Genomic DNA, 16,792 nt, shown 5'->3' on the forward strand with positions numbered 1-16,792 from the left:
GGGGTGAGTGCCCTCACAAACCGGACGTGACGTGCGGTTTGACCCCTTGCCGGTGGGTCCGAACAGCACGGCACCCGCGCCGGACGTCGGGGAGAACGTCCGGCGCGGGTGCCGTCGGGTGAGACGGATCTCGCAACCCGTCGCGAAGATCTCAGGCGGTCTCGGTGATCGGGCGGTCCACCCAGCTCATCATGCCGCGCAGCTTGGCGCCGGTCTCCTCGATCGGGTGAGCCGCGCCCTCGGCCTGCCACTTGCCGAAGTTCGGCCGGCCGGCCTCGTCCTCGGCCACCCACTCGCGGGCGAACTCGCCGTTCTGGATCTCACCGAGGATCTTGCGCATCTCGTCCTTGACCCGGCTGTCGATGACCCGCGGGCCTCGGGACAGGTCGCCGTACTCGGCGGTGTCGGAGACGCTGTAGCGCATCCGGGCGATGCCGCCCTCGTACATCAGGTCCACGATCAGCTTCAGCTCGTGCAGGCACTCGAAGTAGGCCACCTCGGGGGCGTACCCGGCCTCGGTGAGCACCTCGAAGCCGGTCTGCACCAGGGCTGCCGCCCCACCGCAGAGCACGGCCTGCTCGCCGAAGAGGTCGGTCTCGGTCTCCTCGGTGAAGGTGGTCTTGATCGCACCCGCCCGGGTGCCGCCGATGCCCTTGGCGTACGACAGGGCCAGCGCGAAGGCGGTGCCGCTGGCGTCCTGCTCGACCGCGACCAGGCAGGGCACCCCCTTGCCGTCGACGTACTGCCGGCGGACCAGGTGACCCGGGCCCTTCGGGGCGACCATCGCCACGTCCACGTCGGCCGGCGGCTTGATCAGGCCGTAGCGGATGTTGAACCCGTGCCCGAAGAACAGCGCCTTGCCTGCGGTGAGGTTCGGCGCGATCGACTCGGTGTAGATGTGCCGCTGCGCGGTGTCCGGGGCGAGGATCATGATCACGTCGGCCTCGGCCGCCGCCTCGGCCGGGGTGAGCACCCGCAGGCCCTGCTCCTCGGCCTTGGGGCGGCTCTTCGAGCCCTCCGGCAGACCGATCACCACGTCGACACCGGAGTCGCGCAGCGACAGCGCGTGGGCGTGGCCCTGGCTGCCGTACCCGATCACGGCGACCTTCTTCGCCTGGATCAGGCCCAGGTCGGCGTCGTCGTCGTAGTACACCTCAACGCTCATGACTTCCCTTTCGTACGGCGGCCGCAGCGGCCCGTCGTGGCTCGTGGCCGGCCGGTCCAGGCGGACCCGGCCGGGGTGATGTGGGTCAGGCGGCCCTCAGGGCCGGGCCGGCGGTGATCGCACGCGGGCCGCGTCCGATCGCGACCAGGCCCGACTGGACCATTTCCTTGATGCCGAAGGGCTCGAGGTCGCGCAGCAGCGCGTCGAGCTTGTCGGGGGTGCCGGTGGCCTCGATGGTCAGCGTGTCGGCGGCCACGTCGACCACCCGGGCCCGGAACAGGCTCACCGTCTCCAGGACCTGTCCCCGGGCGGCGCGGTCGGCGCGCACCTTCACCAGCAGCAGCTCCCGGGCCACCGAGGTGGAGGGGTCCAGCTCGACGATCTTGAGCACGTTGACCAGCTTGTTGAGCTGCTTGGTGACCTGCTCCAGCGGGGAGGAGTCGGCGTTGACCACGATGGTGATCCGCGAGACGTCCGGGTTCTCGGTCTCCCCGACCGCGAGGCTGTCGATATTGAAGCCGCGCCGGGAGAACAGCCCGGAGACCCGGGCCAGCACGCCCGGCTTGTTCTCCACCAACACGGACAGTGTGTGCATCGTCATGGCAGTGCCTTCCTAGTCATGTCCTCTTGGCCCTCGCTTCGCTCGGTGCAATCGGCCATGGCCGAAGCCTTCCTCGTCATGTCCTCTTGGCCCTCGCTTCGCTCGGTGCAATCGGCCATGACTAGATGTCATCCTCGTCGAAGGTCGGGCGGACGCCGCGGGCGAACATGATCTCGTCGTTGCTGGTACCGGCGGCGACCATCGGCCAGACCATCGCGTCCTTGCCGACCACGAAGTCGATGACCACCGGCGCGTCGTTGATGGACATCGCCGCCTCGATCGTCTTGTCCACGTCCTCGGCGGTCTCGCAGCGCAGCCCGACGCAGCCGAGCGCCTCGGCCAGCTTGACGAAGTCCGGGATGCGGTGCTTGTGGGTGCCCAGGTCGGTGTTGGAGTAGCGCTCACCGTAGAACAGGGTCTGCCACTGCCGGACCATGCCGAGGTTGCCGTTGTTGATCACGGCGATCTTGACCGGGATGCCCTCCAGGGCGCAGGTGGCCAGCTCCTGGTTGGTCATCTGGAAGCAGCCGTCACCGTCGATGCCCCAGACCACCGCGTCCGGCCGGCCGACCTTGGCGCCCATCGCGGCCGGCACGGCGTACCCCATGGTGCCGAGACCACCGGAGTTGAGCCAGGTCTGCGGCTTCTCGTACGAGATGAACTGGGAGGCCCACATCTGGTGCTGGCCGACCCCGGCGACGTAGATCGCGTCCGGCCCGGCGATCTCGCCCAGCCGCTTGATCACGTACTGCGGGGAAAGGGTGCCGTCGGAGGGCTCCTCGTAGCCCAGGGGGTAGCGCTCCCGCAGGTCGTCCAGCTGGGTCCACCAGTCGCCGAGGTCGGCGACCCGCCCGGCGGCCTGCTCGGCGGTGACCGCCGCGAGCAGCTCGTCGATGACGTACCGGGCGTCACCGACGATCGGCACGTCGGCGTGCCGGTTCTTGCCGATCTCGGCCGGGTCGATGTCGGCGTGCACCACGGTGGCGTCCGGGGCGAAGGAGTCCAGCTTGCCGGTGACCCGGTCGTCGAACCGGGCACCCAGGGCCACGATCAGGTCGGCCTTCTGCAACCCGTAGACCGCGGCGACCGTACCGTGCATGCCGGGCATGCCCAGGTGCTGGCGGTGGGAGTCCGGGAAGGCGCCCAGGGCCATCAGGGTGGTCACCACGGGAATGCCGGTCAGCTCGGCCAGCCGGCGCAGCCCCTCGGTGGCAGCGGCCTTGAGCACCCCACCGCCGACGTAGAGCACCGGGCGGCGGGCGGTGGTCATCAGCCGGGCCGCCTCGCGGATCTGCTTGCCGTGCGGGTGCAGGGTCGGCCGGTAGCCGGGCAGGTCCGGGGTGGGCGGCCAGACGAAGGTGGTCTCCGCCTGGAGGACGTCCTTGGGGATGTCCACCAGGACCGGGCCGGGCCGGCCGGTCGAGGCCAGGTGGAACGCCTCGGCCAGGATGCGCGGGATCTCACTGGGGCTCTGCACCAGGAAGTTGTGCTTGGTGATCGGCAGGGTGATGCCCTGGATGTCCGCCTCCTGGAAGGCGTCCGTGCCGATCGCCGGACGGGCCACCTGGCCGGTGATCGCCACCAGGGGCACGGAGTCCATGTACGCGTCCGCGATCGGGGTCACCAGGTTGGTGGCGCCCGGACCGGAGGTGGCCATGCAGACCCCGACCCGGCCGGTGGCCTGCGCGTAGCCGGTGGCCGCGTGACCGGCCCCCTGCTCGTGCCGGACCAGGATGTGCCGGACGGTCGAGTCGTACAGGGGGTCGTACGCCGGCAGGATCGCCCCGCCGGGGATGCCGAAGACGACGTCGACCCCGAGCGCCTCCAGGGAGCGCACCAGCGAGCCGGCTCCCGAGACCTGGGCGGGTTGTACCGCCGGGGCCGAGGCGACCTCCGCGCGGGTGTGGTCGTTGTCACCCGTGGTCTCGGCGGAGTTACGGGCTCGCCGGACGGAATGGGCGATGGTCTCTGGTGTGGGTCTCGTCATGGCGATTGCCTTCGGCTGGAGTTGGTTGGGCTGCTCACACAGTGCACACGGACGAGCCGGATGCGGTGGGTTCGACGGCAACAAAAAAGCCCTCGTGCCAGATGCACGGGGCCAGCGCACTCTCAGTGAGGAGAGTGCGCTCAGATAAGTACTCGCAGCGACCGGTACGACATGGCTCAAGACTGACGCATCTCACGCGATGAGTCAACTGATCCCACATTTTGGTTCACGGACGGGGGGTATTGCCCCCTGGCAGGCCCGCAGCACCCGGTTTGACCTGCTCCGACGTCCCATTTTCGGCCCTCTGGGCGGGCACCGAGCCCACCCCGGCCGGACGCGCCGGGCGGGCCCCCGGCGAGGTGGCCGCCTCCAGCATCGCCTCCAGATGCTCTGCCGGTACGCCCCACCCGAACAGGGCCCCCTGACCGAAGCGGCAGCCGGCGGCCACCACCGCGGCCAACTCCGTGGGGGTGGTCACCCCCTCGGCGATGACCTCCAGGCCGAACTGGTGCCCCAGCCGCATCACGATGTCGACCATGGGGGCGAAGGCCGGACCCTCGCTCCCTACCGGGCGGACCGGCTCGTGCTCGGCCACCAGACCATGGTCGATCTTGAGGATGTCGATCGGGAGTCGGCGCAGCTGGCCCAGGGAGGAGTAGCCGGCACCGAAGTCGTCCAGGGCGATCCGCACCCCGGTCCGCCGCAGGGCGGTCAGCCGGCGGATCAGCTCGTCCAGATCGGTGGCTACCGCGTGTTCGGTGACCTCCAGCACCAGCCGCTGCGGCGGGACGTGGTGGATCCGCAGCGCCTCGGCCACCTGGACCACGTAGGCCGGGGCGTGCAGTTCCCGGGGGGAGACGTTCACGGACACCCAGACGTCGTGCCCCTCGGCCAGCCAGCGGGACAACTGCCGACAGGCCTGGTGCAGCACCCAGGCACCGAGTTCGGCGATCATGCCGCATTCCTCGGCCAGGGGGATGAACTCGTCCGGGCGGACGTTGCCGAGCTCGGGGTGGCGCCAGCGCAGCAGCGCCTCCGCCCCGACCGGCCGCACCGAGGGCAGGGAGGCCACCGGCTGGAAGACCAGCCGCAGCTCGTCGCGCCCGATCGCGCCCCGCAACTCGTGCTCCAGGGTGGTCCGCCGGCGCAGCAGCCGGTCGTACCCCCCGTCGTACCGCTCGGTCCGGTTCTTGCCCCGCTGCTTGGCGTAGCGCAGCGCCAGATCGGCGTGCCGCAGCAGCAGTTCCACGTCCGGGGTGTCGGCCCAGGTCGCCAGGCCGATGCTGACCGAGAGGAAGACCGGCCCCTCGGGCTGCTGGTACGCCTCCCCCAGCACCTTGCGCAGCCGCTCGGCGACCGCCTCCACCTCGGCCGGTTGCCCGTGCATGAGGACCGCGAACTCGTCTCCGCCAAGGCGGGCGGCGAGGTCCCCCGGCCGGAGGTTGCTCCGCAGCCGCCGACCCACCTCGGCCAGCACCGCGTCACCGACGTCGTGACCGCGCATGTCGTTGACGTTCTTGAAGCCGTCAAGGTCCAGGCTGACCAGCATGCAGGGGCTCTGCGCGCACCGGTGCAGGGCCCGCAGCAGCCCACGCCGGTTGGCCAGCCCGGTGAGCGCGTCCGTGTGCGCGAGCTGCCGGAAGTGGGCCTCCCGCTCCGCCAACCGCCCGGCGTAGGCCCGGAGCAGGTGCAGGGTCAGGTGCTGCCGGGCCACCAGGGCGAAACCCTCCACGCTGCCGGCGATGATGCCCAGGGCGTCGAACTGGCCGCCCCGCAGCAGGTGGTACATCGCCGAACCGGCCATCGCGGCCATCGGGATGAAGGCGTACTCGCCGTCGTGGCGGATCACATCCGTGGTGAGCTGCCCGGAGGGGTCGATCCGGCCCACCGCCACCGCGGCCGTCAGCAGGCCGACGGCGAGCACGATCAGGCTGACCGAGGTCACCGCGGGACCGACCTGGCAGAGCCCGGCCGCCACCCCCAGGCCGCCGCAGGTGGCCACGGAGATGCCGGCGCCCAGCATGGCCAGGCCACGTCGCGGTCGGGTGGCCCGCAGCACCAGGATGGCAGCCAGGCCGCAGCACAGCGCCGCGCTGACCGAGGTGAGCAGGATCGCCGGACAGGCCGCCGGGGTGCCGTCGCCGAGCAGCCGGGTCGGTTCGGAAACCAGCACCCAACCGACGAACCACAGCGCGGCACCCACGACCACGCCCTCCAGGGCCAGCCCACCGGCCGAGCCCACCGAACCGGCGACCCCGGGCATCCGGAGCAGACCGCCGCAGAACAACAGGCCGCTCACCGCGGTGCCGACCGCCACCGCACTGGCCCAGTCGGTGCGTTGCGCCTGCTCGTGTGCCCAGTGCTCGTTGGCGCTCAGGGCACCGGCCGCGGCCAGCAACAGGGTGATCAGGGACACCGCCGCAGCGACCGCGAGCAGGGCGTACGCCTGGCGGTGCGGCCCACCACGACGCCGGGCGGCGGCGGCCAGCAACACCCCGGCCGCGACGGCGACGAGCGCGCTCAGCACCGCGGCACCGATCATGCCCGGGGGTGTGTGCACCACCTCACTCTGCCGGATGGCCGCGCGCCGTGGGGATCGGGTGTGCATCTGTTGGGACACATCCGACTCACCTGTCCGACCCCGGGACGACGGTGCCAGACTGGTACCCATGCCTGAGCTGCGGTCGAAGACCTCCACGCACGGTCGGACGATGGCCGGTGCCCGGGCCCTGTGGCGGGCCACCGGGATGACCGACGACGATTTCGGTAAGCCGATCGTCGCCATCGCGAACAGTTTCACCCAGTTCGTCCCGGGTCACGTACACCTCAAGGACATGGGTGGCCTGGTTGCCGACGCTGTAGCGGAGGCCGGCGGGGTGGGCCGGGAGTTCAACACCATCGCGGTCGACGACGGCATCGCCATGGGCCACGGCGGGATGCTCTACTCCCTGCCCAGCCGGGAACTGATCGCCGACGCGGTGGAGTACATGGTCAACGCGCACTGCGCGGACGCCCTGGTCTGCATCTCCAACTGCGACAAGATCACCCCGGGCATGTTGCTGGCCGCCCTGCGGCTGAACATCCCCACGGTATTCGTCTCCGGCGGCCCGATGGAGGCCGGCAAGACGGTGGCCATCGAGGGCATCGTGCACTCCAAGATCGACCTGATCGACGCGATGATCGCCTCCTCCAACGAGGCCGTCACGGACGACCAGCTCGGCGAGATCGAGCGCTCCGCCTGCCCGACCTGCGGCTCCTGCTCGGGCATGTTCACCGCCAACTCGATGAACTGCCTGACCGAGGCCATCGGCCTGGCCCTGCCCGGCAACGGCTCCACCCTGGCCACCCACGCCGCCCGGCGGTCCCTGTTCGTCGAGGCCGGCCGCACCGTCGTGGAGATCGCCAAGCGGTGGTACGACGAGGACGACGCCTCCGTACTGCCCCGGGTGGTGGCCTCCCGGGCCGCCTTCGAGAACGCCGTGGCCCTGGATGTGGCGATGGGCGGCTCGACCAACACCATCCTGCACCTGCTGGCCGCCGCCCGCGAGGCCGAGCTGGACTTCACCGTCGCCGACATCGACGAGATCTCCCGCCGGGTGCCCTGCCTGGCCAAGGTCGCCCCGAACTCCCCGCAGTACCACATGGAGGACGTGCACCGGGCCGGTGGCATCCCGGCGATCCTCGGCGAACTGAACCGCGCCGGGCTGCTGCGCCGGGACGTGCACGCCGTGCACTCCCCCACCCTGGAGCGCTGGCTGGCCGACTGGGACGTGCGTAGCGGCTCGGCCACCCCGGAGGCGACCGAGCTGTTCCACGCCGCACCGGGCGGGGTGCGCACCACGGAACCCTTCTCCACCACCAACCGCTGGTCCACCCTGGACACCGACGCCGCCGAGGGCTGCATCCGGGACCGGGAGCACGCGTACAGCGCCGACGGCGGGTTGGCCATCCTCTACGGCAACCTGGCGCCGGAGGGCTGCGTGGTGAAGACCGCCGGGGTGCCGCAGGAGTGCCTGACCTTCCGGGGCCCGGCCAAGGTCTACGAGTCGCAGGACGACGCGGTGACCGCCATCCTGGCCAAGGAGGTCGTCGCCGGGGACGTGGTGGTGATCCGCTACGAGGGGCCCAAGGGTGGCCCCGGCATGCAGGAGATGCTCTACCCCACCTCCTTCCTCAAGGGCCGGGGGCTGGGCCGGGCCTGCGCCCTGCTCACCGACGGCCGGTTCTCCGGTGGCACCTCCGGGCTGTCCATCGGCCACGCCTCCCCCGAGGCCGCCGCCGGTGGGCTGATCGCGCTGGTCGAGCCCGGCGACGAGATCGTCATCGACATCCCGAACCGGTCCATCGAGCTGAACGTGCCGGAGGACGTGCTACAGGCCCGCCGCATCGCCCAGGAGAAGCGGGACCGCCCGTACACCCCGGTCGACCGGCAGCGCCCGGTCTCCGCGGCACTGCGCGCGTACGCCTCGATGGCCACCTCGGCCAGCGACGGCGCCTACCGCCGCGTGCCCGAATGAGCTAGACACCAGGGATGGGCGTACCGGCGTTCATCCCTGGTCTGTCTCTCGCGGCCGACACCTACCACGAGGCGGTGCGGCCGATCCTCGATGCCACCCACCCCGGGCTGGTCCACTCCGCGGCCCTGCTGGGCCCCGGGTCGGAGGTGCTCGGCTTCGACACCCCCCGCTCGACCGACCACGACTGGGGACCCCGGCTGCTGCTGTTCCTCCGGCCCGCCGACGCCCACCGGCACACCGAGGACCTGATCCGGATGCTGGCCGAGCGGATGCCGGCCACGGTGCGGGGCTGGAGCACGAACTTCAGCCCGCCCGAGCCGGGCCGCTCGGGCACCCTGGGGCCGGTCGGCGAGGGCCCGGTGGCGCACCGGGTCGAGGTGATCGACCTGGACACCTGGCTGGTCGCCCGCCTCGGCACGGACCCGCGCGGCGGGCTGTCCGCCCGCGACTGGCTGGCCCTCCCGACCCAACGGTTGCTGGAGCTCACCTCCGGTGCGGTCTTCCACGACGGGCTGGGCCGACTGGAACCCCTGCGGGCCGCGTTGGCCTGGTATCCCGAGGAGATCTGGCGGTATCTGCTGGCCGGCCAGTGGCGGCGCATCGCCCAGGAGGAATCCTTCCCGGGCCGCTGCGCCGAGGTCGGCGACGACCTCGGCTGCCGGCTGGTCACCGCGCGGCTGGTCCGCGACCTGATGCGCCTGGCGATGCTGATCGAACGCAGCTACCCGCCCTACAGCAAATGGCTGGGTACGGCGTTCGCCCGACTGCGTTGCGCCCCGACCCTGCAACCGTGGCTCACCGAGGCCCTGGCCGCCCCCGGCTGGCCACAGCGTGAGGAGGCCCTCTGCGCCGCGTACGAGCATCTGGCCCGCGCCCACAACGACCTCGGCCTGTGCGAACCGGTCGAGCCCCGGGTGCGCCAGTTCCACGACCGACCCTTCCGGGTGCTGGCCGCGGACCGCTTCGCCGACTCCACCCACCGGTCGATCACCGATCCGGAGGTGTCGGCCCTGCCGCGACACCTCGGCGGGGTCGACCAGTTCGTGGACAGCACGGAGGTCCTCACCGTGCCCGACCGGGCCCGCGCGGTCACAGCCGCCCTGCACCGGTGACCCTCGCCCTGAGCGCTCATCCCGGGCACGATCGTCGATCGCGGTTCATCCTGCCGCCACGCCGCTTTCGGTAGCGTGGCGATCGTGAATCGTGAATGGGGAGGTACCTCGATGGGTGCTAGGCGGAGGTCTGCGCCGGTGTCACGGCGGCGCTGCTGGCGGCGACCGCGACGCTCGCGGTGACGGGTCCGGCCGGTGCCGGTGGGCGGCATCCTGCCACCGTACGGGTGGCCACCTTCAACGCCTCGCTGAACCGGGACACCGCCGGTGGGCTGGTCGCCGACGTGTCCCGCCGGGACAACGCCCAGGCCGCCAACGTCGCCGAGGTGATCCAGCGGGTACGCCCCGAGGTACTGCTGGTCAACGAGTTCGATTACGACCCGGCCGGCCGGGCGTTGGCGCTGTTCCAGGAGAACTACCTCGTGATCGCCGGGGACCTCAACGCCGACCCGTACGACGGGGACAGCGTGCCCGGGGCGGCGCAGCAGCTGCTCGACCACCCCCGGGTCGACGACCGGGTCGTGCCGGCCAGCGCGGGTGGTACGGCCGCAGCCCAGCGGCAGGGTGGCGCCAACCTCGACCACCGCGGCGATCCGCGCTTCGACACCGGTGACTTCGCCGACACCAGCCCCGGCAACCTGCGGGTCGACTACCTGCTGCCGAGCCGGGGCCTGCCGGTCCGTTCCGCCGGGGTCTTCTGGCCGGTGCCGGGTGACCCGCTGTTCCGGCTGGTCGGCGACTACTCCCCCGCCCTGCCGGGCGGCTTCCCCACCTCCGACCACCGGCTGGTCTGGCTGGACCTGCGGCGCTGAGGCGGCCGTCCCTTGGGCCTGTGTCGACTGTCCCAGGGCCTTGTCGACCTCCTCGGCGCAGGCCCTCAGAAGCGGGCTCCGACGTTGGCTCCGTTGGCCGGGCGCAGGAAGGTCGAGGAGGGGATCGAACCGTCCGCGTTGCGGGGGCCGGTGATCGTGGTGGGGTTGGTGTTGGCCAGCGACCAACTGCCGCCGAGGTCCCAGGAGTTGCCGCTGCCCCGGGAGTTGGCACCCAGCGAGACGTTGGTGCCGTTGCCCACGGCCAGGTTGCCGGTCAGGGTGCTGGTGGAGCGGCTGAGGTTGAATCCGGTGCCCGGGTTGCGCCAGGCGGTGCTCCGCTCGATCCGGTGCTGTCCGGGGTTGTTGTTGTCGATGAAGCCGCCGACCGCGTTGTCCCAGGCCATGCTGTTGCGCACGGTGTGGTTGGCGGAGACGGAATTGCCGCCGAGCTTGAACCCGTTGCCGTCACCGGTGTAGTCCGGCAGGTTCCACCGGTTGAACCCGTTGCCCCAGGCCAGGCTGCTCTCGGTGAGGATGGGCGAGGCGAACATCCAGTAGTCCAGCCCGTCGTCGGAGTTGTTCCACAACCGGACGCCCCGCACCAGGTTGCCGCTGCCGGACCCCTCCTTGATGGCCAGGCCGTCGGCGCTCTCCCCGTTCTTCCGCGGATCCCGGTTGCCGTACGAGTCCAGGTTGATGATCTGGTTGTTGCTCGAGGCCCCTTGCAGGTGGAAGCCGGACTCGTAGTTGTCCCGGGTCACCAGGCGTTCGAAGACCCCGTTGTTGACATCCAGCCCGAACACCCCGTACGGGCCGTTGATGATCTCCAGACCGATCAGCCGCCACCAGCCGCCCTCGATGTGGACCGCGCCCCGCTCGGGCCGGGGGATGCTGCCGCCGACCGGGGCCGGGGTGTGCGGCATGTTCTCCCCGTCGATGACCACCCGCTCCCCGGGGTAGTTGCGCATCGTGATGGGTCGGCCGGAGGTGCCGTCCTTGAGCAGTTGGATGTTGCTGCCGGGGGCGTACCGCCCGCCCCGGATCAGGATGGTGTGGCCGGGCTGGGCCAGGTCGACGGCCCGTTGGATGCTCGCCAGCGGGGCGGCCAGGGTGCCCGGATTGCCGTCGTCGCCGTTGGTGGCCACATGGAGCACCTCCGACGGCGCGGGGTCGGTGTCCCACTCCAGGTAGTCCAGGTTGGGCAGCCCTTCGGCGGCGGTCGGGTGCAGTCGGATGGTGTTGCTGCCGGCACGCAGGCTCACCGACAGCGACTTCGTCACCCAGGTGCCCCAGGCCCCGGTGCTCTCGAAGGACACCCTCCGCACGGTCGATCCGTTGACGATCAGGTCGACCGGACGGCTGCCGGTGGTGCCGTTGGCGAACCGGACCCGCACCTCCGCCGTCACGGAGGTGGCGGCGGAGACCGTGAACTCGGCGTACGCACCGACGGCGTTGTTGCCGTTGCAGAACCCGCTGCCGGAGTAGCCGGGCCAGTTGCTGTCGATGGTGCCGGTGCACCGTGCCGGGCTGTGCTCGGCTTCGTACCGGACCGGGGCGGCCGATGCCGGTCCGGCCGCCGGCACGGTGACGGCGGCGGCCACGAGTAGGAGGGCGGCACCGACTGACTTCCACTCCATGGGGCTTCTCCAAGGATCGAGGCCGGGCCACCCGCCAGCGGGAAAGCGCTTTCCGACCCGCCGAATGGTAGCCGGTCATTCGACATCGGTCAATGCGTGCGGGATGGCGGCGCCGTTACGGCGGCGGCGCCCCCGCCCGACGGACGGTCAGCGGGTGTCCGCCTAGGGGGCGGCGACCCTACCAGCGCGCCCTCGCCGCCTAGGCCGCGGCTGCGGCGGGCAGGGCCAGGGTGCGGGCGTGGGCGATGGCGGCCGGGGTGTCCGGGAAGATCAGGTTGTCGCGGCGTAGCTGATCGGCCACCCCGAGGGTGTCCAGCACCTGGTCGTGGTCGGGATCGATGCCGGACAGCAGCACGGTGATGCCCCGGCCCTGGAGACGGCGGATGGCGTCGCCGAGCACCTGCGCGCCGGTGGCGTCGATGGTGGAGACCCGGGACATCCGCAGGATGACCACCCGCACGTCGGCCACGTCGGAGAGCTGGAGCAGGAAGTTGTGCGCGGCCGCGAAGAAGAGGGGACCGTCCAGGCGGTAGGCCACGATGTGCTCGGCCAGCAGGGCCTGCTCCTCCTCGGTGTGCTCGCCACGGTCCAGGGGGACCTGTTCCAGCCGGGCGCTGCGGGCCACGGCACGCAGGGCCACCACGACGGCGACCCCCACCCCGACCGCCACGGCGGTGACCAGGTCCCAGATGACGGTGACGGCGAAGGTGAGCACGAGCACCAGGGCGTCGCCCCGGGTGGAGCGGGCCAGCGCCCACAGCGAGGCCGCCTCGACCATCCGTACCGTGGTGGCCAGCAGGACCCCGGCCAGGGCCGCCAGTGGGATGCGGCCGACCAGCGGCGCGGCGGCCAGCACGATGCCGGCCAGGGCCAGGGCGTGGACCAGGGCGGCCAGCTTGGAGACCGCGCCGGCCCGCACGTTCACGGCGGTACGCGCGATCGCCGCGGTGGCCGGGATGCCGCCGAACAGCGGGGCGGCCAGATTCGCCAGGCCCTGCCCGAACAGTTCCCGATCCGGATCGTGTCGCTGGCCGACCGTCATGCCGTCGGCGACCGTGGCCGAGAGCAGGCTCTCCAACGCGGCCAGTGCCGCCACCGCCAGGGCGGCGGGCAGCAGGACCCCGACCGCACCCAGGTCCAGGAAGTCCAGCGACGGGGCGGGCAGGGACTGCGGCAGCGCCCCGATGCGGATCAGGTCGACCGGCGCGAACTCCGCCAGCAGGGTCGCGGCGGCCACGGCCAGCAGCGAGAAGGGCACTCCGGGACGCCATCGGGCACCGAGCAGCATCACCGCCGCCACCCCGAGGGCCATCGCGATCGGGGCCGGCTGGGGGTGTACGACGAAACGGGCCACCGCGTCGGCGGCCACCGCCCAGACCCGTTCCCCCTCGGCCTCGGTCACCCCCAGGGCGGCCGGCACCTGTTGCAGGGCGATGACCACGGCGATGCCGGCGGTGAAGCCCTCGATCACCGGGACCGGAAGAAAGCGCACAAATCGCCCCATGCGGGCGAAGGCCAGGGCGATCAGGATCAGCCCGGCCAGGGCGCCGACCATCAGCACCCCGGCCGCCCCGAACTGGGCCACGATCGGCACCAGCACCACCGTCATCGCCCCGGTGGGCCCGGAGACCTGGAGGTTGGACCCGCCGAAGACGGCGGCCACCGCACCGGCCACCACCGCGGTGATCAGCCCGGCCTCCGCCCCCAGCCCGGAGGTGACCCCGAAGGCCAGGGCCAGCGGCAGGGCGACGACCGCCACGGTCAGCCCGGCCACCAGGTCGCGGCGCGGCGCTCGCCGGACCGCCTGCAGGTCGGCCCGGTCGGGCAGCAGTGCACGGGTACGCCGCCAGACGGCGGCCAGCATCGAGCCCGGCCCGCTGTTGTGTGCGGCTCCGACGTCGTTCACCGGCCCGCTCCCCCGGCACGCAACTGGTCGAGCAGGCCGTCCCGGTCGGCGAGCACCGCCCCGAGGATCCGCCGACCGGCGGCCAACAGGTCGGCCACGTCGGGGGTGCTCAACGCGTACATCACCAGTGGGCCGTCCCGGTGGGAGGTGACCATGCCCGCCCGGCGCAGCACGGCCAGTTGCTGGGAGAGGTTGGAGGCCTCCACATCGATGGCGGCGAGCAGGTCACGCACCGGTTTGGGGCCGTCCTGGAGCAGCTCCAGCACCCGGATGCGGACGGGATGGCCGAGGGTGCGGAACAGCTCCGCCTTCGCCTGGTACAGCGGCACGGACACGCCTCGTACTCCTTCCCCAGCGCCCGGGTCGGCACGCTGAAGACTTTAGCACTTGCAGGATTCTTCAATTTGGAAGATCGATAGGACGGCCCGGATCGGTCGGGGCAGCACCGGAGCGGGCCTTCTTGACATGATCAGCGGGTGAACCCCCACAGCCAGAGAATCCAGTTGTCGTCCGGCTTTCGGCAGACCCGGTCCGGACGGTTGACGGTCCTGGTGCTCCTCGGCGTACTCGGTGTCGTGGTAGCCGGCTGCCTCGGTGCCGTCCTCGGCATGTTCCTGCTCTGGACGCTGAGTTCGAGCGACACGGGGAGTCGACCCCTGTTCAATGTGGTGATCTTCGGCACACCCGCTGTGCTGGCCACCGCCATGACGGCCTGGGTCATCCGCAGCGTGCTCGTGGTGCTGCGGTCGGCCGCCTGGTTGGAGGGAACCCGGCTGACCGTACAGCGGATTCGACCCCGCACGGTGGACCTGGCCACGGCGCACCAGGTGACCCTGCGGCCGACGACGCGTCGGTTCACGGTGACCGGACCCGGAGTGACCAGGGTCAACGAGGAACGCATCCCGGAGTTGGTGGTGACCGGCCCCGAGGGATCGGTCCGTCTCATGCTGGCCGTGGACACCGGGGCGCCGCTGCCACAGCGCGAACTGATCGCGTTGGCCACCATGCTGTCCGCCGCGGGACGACCCGGCACGGCCGAGGTGGCCCAGGAGTTGTCCGCCCTGGCCACCCGGGCACCACAGGGCTGACCGCCGCCACCGTCACGGGCCATCGGAAGCGACCAAGATCTGCTAGCTTCGGCCGGCGACGACACCGGGGGGATGCAATGGTCGCCGAGCGCGAGTTTTTCGCCATGCACGCTGACGCACAGCAGCTGATGTGGCAGATGGACGGATCAGACATCGTCGGTGAGGGCCGGGACGAGGCCCAGGTGGTTCACGTTCAGGTCGACCACGCCGACCGGGTCACCCGACTGGAGATCACTGCGCGGTGGGCCTCCATCGTGGGCCCACATGGTCTTCCCACAGCGGTGCAGGCCGCGATCGAGGCGGCGGTCTCCGATCGTCGGGAAGCCTGGGCACGTCGGGTCGATACCCGGGCGGAGGAGTCCGGACCGGTGCCGCAGCCGGACCCGGCGATCAGCCGACCCCGCTTCGCCCCGGCACCGGATCTGGCGGGGCAGATCGAGGCGCTGCGGCAGACCCTGACGGAGCTGCGGCAGGTGCGTGCGGATCTGCGGAGCTACCGGCAGGCACTCGAGGCGCAGGCCGAGAAGGAGATCCTCGGCCGCGCGGGCGACCGGGTCACCGTACGGCTGGTGGGTGAGCAGGTGACCAGCATCGAGATCAGCCCGCGCTGGCTACGTGAGCGGCCCGGCAGTCGGGAACTGGCCGAGGAGATCCTGCGGGCCTGCCGGGACGCCTATGACCGGGCTGCCACCCAGGCGGCCGAGGTGCTGGCCGGTTTCCCGGCGATCGCTGCGGCGCACCCGTCCAACGCCGCCGACCCGACCGCCATGCTGCGCCGCATCGGCCTGCTGGCCTGAGTCGGCCGCCGACCATCCGCGTCCTTCGAGGAGCCTGATGTCGCACCCTAGCAACGAAGAGGTCGTCGCCGCCTTCGAGGCGATCCACCAGGACGCCGCTAACTGGCGCCGATCCGCCGACACCCTGAACATGGCAGCCGCCCACGCACGATCTCTCAACCTCTCTGGGACGCATCTCGGCTACCTGGCCGACAGCGGCGGGGTGACCAGCAAGTACCAGGAGGTGCAGGATCTGGCAGTCCGCCTGCTGACCGAGGGTGCCCGCGCCATGCAGGAGATGGCGGGAGTCCTGGTTTCGGTGGTCGAGGACTACCAGTACACCGACGCGGAGGCGTCGATCAGCTTCAAGACGATCGGGGAGCCGAAGTGAGCACTGCGGGGGCCGGCGAACTCGAACTCATCTTCGAGGAACTGCTCAAGGACGTCGACGAACTCCTTGAGGACATTCAGCAGGCGATCAACGAACTGTCGGACGGGATCGACCGGGTGGCCAAGTGGTTGCCCATCCCGGTGGTGGCGACGATGCGGTGGTGCTGGCGAAAGTTCCGCCCCAAGGCGAACCAGATCTTCGACGAGGTGCAGAAGTTCATCACCCAGCCGGGTATGCCCCCCACCCTGTTCCGGCTGGGCGAGTACTGGGACCAGCACGTCGGCACGCCGGCCAGCGGGCTGGAACAGAAGGTCTCGACATATGGCATGAAGGCCGACAACCGGTGGACCGGCTCGGCCGCCTCGGCGTACGCGGATTCCGCCGACGCCCAGTCCCGGGCGGTGGCGACGATCAAGCCGCTGGCGGAACGGGTGCAGGAGATCCTCGAGGAGCTCGCCTGGGGGGTCATCGGCTTCTGGATCGGCATCGCCGGAGCCCTCGTCACCTTCGTGGTCGGCCTGGCCGCCGCGGTCGGTCTGCTGGCCTCCCTGATCGGTGCGCCTGCCGCACCGGTCGACGCCGGGGCCACCGCCGCCGCAGTGATCGGCCTGATCGCAGCCACGGTGGGCCTGACCACCGCCTACCTGCAGACCCGCAGCACCAGCCTGACCAGCCTCCAGCAGGCCCTCAACGACAACGGCGGGCTGGTCGAGCAGGGTGGCCAGTGGGGTTGGCCCCGGGTGGATCCCACGGCCGCCAGCGGACGTTGGCGGGTCGCAGACTGACCCACCGCCATGATC

14 protein-coding genes are annotated in these 16,792 nt (G+C 71.2%); 7 read left to right on the top strand and 7 right to left on the bottom strand.

The features are described 5' to 3' along the window. Positions 1-151: 151 nt before the first annotated feature. The 4 genes from ilvC to ACGFIK_RS02075 all read right to left on the bottom strand — a co-directional run bounded on the left by ilvC (position 152) and on the right by ACGFIK_RS02075 (position 6,313). Complete coding sequence (gene ilvC / locus ACGFIK_RS02060) at positions 152-1,165, bottom strand: ketol-acid reductoisomerase (RefSeq protein WP_327022323.1); 1,014 nt, start codon at positions 1,163-1,165, stop codon at positions 152-154. An 85-nt stretch (positions 1,166-1,250) separates the two neighbouring features. Beyond that, the gene (ilvN, locus tag ACGFIK_RS02065) at positions 1,251-1,766 is read right to left on the bottom strand and encodes an acetolactate synthase small subunit (RefSeq protein ID WP_327022324.1); all 516 of its coding nucleotides are present in this window, start codon (positions 1,764-1,766) and stop codon (positions 1,251-1,253) included. Positions 1,767-1,887: 121 nt separating this feature from the next. After that, on the bottom strand, positions 1,888-3,753 hold the full coding sequence (locus ACGFIK_RS02070) for an acetolactate synthase large subunit (RefSeq protein ID WP_327022325.1): 1,866 nt from the start codon (positions 3,751-3,753) through the stop codon (positions 1,888-1,890). A 226-nt stretch (positions 3,754-3,979) separates the two neighbouring features. Continuing rightward, entirely contained in the window at positions 3,980-6,313 is a 2,334-nt protein-coding gene (locus ACGFIK_RS02075) for an EAL domain-containing protein (RefSeq protein WP_327022326.1), read from the bottom strand. Between the two features lie 109 nt (positions 6,314-6,422). Between ACGFIK_RS02075 and ilvD the strand changes: the two genes are divergently transcribed. The 3 genes from ilvD (at position 6,423) to ACGFIK_RS02090 (ending at position 10,194) form a co-directional block, all read left to right on the top strand. Further along, positions 6,423-8,270, top strand: coding sequence for a dihydroxy-acid dehydratase (gene ilvD, locus ACGFIK_RS02080; RefSeq protein ID WP_327022327.1), 1,848 nt, complete (start codon positions 6,423-6,425; stop codon positions 8,268-8,270). A 14-nt stretch (positions 8,271-8,284) separates the two neighbouring features. Then, positions 8,285-9,382, top strand: a complete 1,098-nt coding sequence (locus ACGFIK_RS02085) for a DUF4037 domain-containing protein (RefSeq protein ID WP_327022328.1) — start codon at positions 8,285-8,287, stop codon at positions 9,380-9,382. A gap of 179 nt (positions 9,383-9,561) precedes the next feature. Beyond that, entirely contained in the window at positions 9,562-10,194 is a 633-nt protein-coding gene (locus tag ACGFIK_RS02090) for an endonuclease/exonuclease/phosphatase family protein (RefSeq protein ID WP_327022329.1), read from the top strand. Positions 10,195-10,259: 65 nt separating this feature from the next. Here ACGFIK_RS02090 and ACGFIK_RS02095 read toward each other — a convergent pair whose 3' ends face one another. The 3 genes from ACGFIK_RS02095 to ACGFIK_RS02105 form a co-directional block, all read right to left on the bottom strand. Next, positions 10,260-11,831 (bottom strand): carbohydrate-binding protein, encoded by a 1,572-nt coding sequence (locus tag ACGFIK_RS02095; protein WP_327022330.1) that lies wholly within the window; start codon positions 11,829-11,831, stop codon positions 10,260-10,262. Between the two features lie 199 nt (positions 11,832-12,030). After that, complete coding sequence (locus ACGFIK_RS02100; RefSeq protein ID WP_327027237.1) at positions 12,031-13,695, bottom strand: SulP family inorganic anion transporter; 1,665 nt, start codon at positions 13,693-13,695, stop codon at positions 12,031-12,033. Positions 13,696-13,733: 38 nt separating this feature from the next. Continuing rightward, on the bottom strand, positions 13,734-14,072 hold the full coding sequence (locus tag ACGFIK_RS02105; protein WP_327022331.1) for a metalloregulator ArsR/SmtB family transcription factor: 339 nt from the start codon (positions 14,070-14,072) through the stop codon (positions 13,734-13,736). Positions 14,073-14,213: 141 nt separating this feature from the next. Between ACGFIK_RS02105 and ACGFIK_RS02110 the strand changes: the two genes are divergently transcribed. From ACGFIK_RS02110 to ACGFIK_RS02125, 4 genes are all read left to right on the top strand, one after another. Beyond that, positions 14,214-14,825: a hypothetical protein gene (locus tag ACGFIK_RS02110; protein ID WP_327022332.1), complete on the top strand. Its 612-nt coding sequence runs from the start codon at positions 14,214-14,216 to the stop codon at positions 14,823-14,825. A 104-nt stretch (positions 14,826-14,929) separates the two neighbouring features. Next, a complete protein-coding gene (locus tag ACGFIK_RS02115) occupies positions 14,930-15,622 on the top strand; it encodes a YbaB/EbfC family nucleoid-associated protein (protein ID WP_327022333.1) in 693 nt (230 codons plus the stop codon). A gap of 37 nt (positions 15,623-15,659) precedes the next feature. Continuing rightward, a complete protein-coding gene (locus ACGFIK_RS02120) occupies positions 15,660-15,992 on the top strand; it encodes a hypothetical protein (protein ID WP_327022334.1) in 333 nt (110 codons plus the stop codon). Beyond that, entirely contained in the window at positions 15,989-16,777 is a 789-nt protein-coding gene (locus tag ACGFIK_RS02125; RefSeq protein WP_327022335.1) for a hypothetical protein, read from the top strand. The genes ACGFIK_RS02120 and ACGFIK_RS02125 overlap by 4 nt, the downstream gene beginning before the upstream one ends. The last annotated feature ends 15 nt before the right edge of the window (positions 16,778-16,792 follow it).

The sequence above is a fragment of the Micromonospora sp. NPDC048871 genome (genome assembly GCF_043198155.1).
Lineage (GTDB): Bacteria > Actinomycetota > Actinomycetes > Mycobacteriales > Micromonosporaceae > Micromonospora.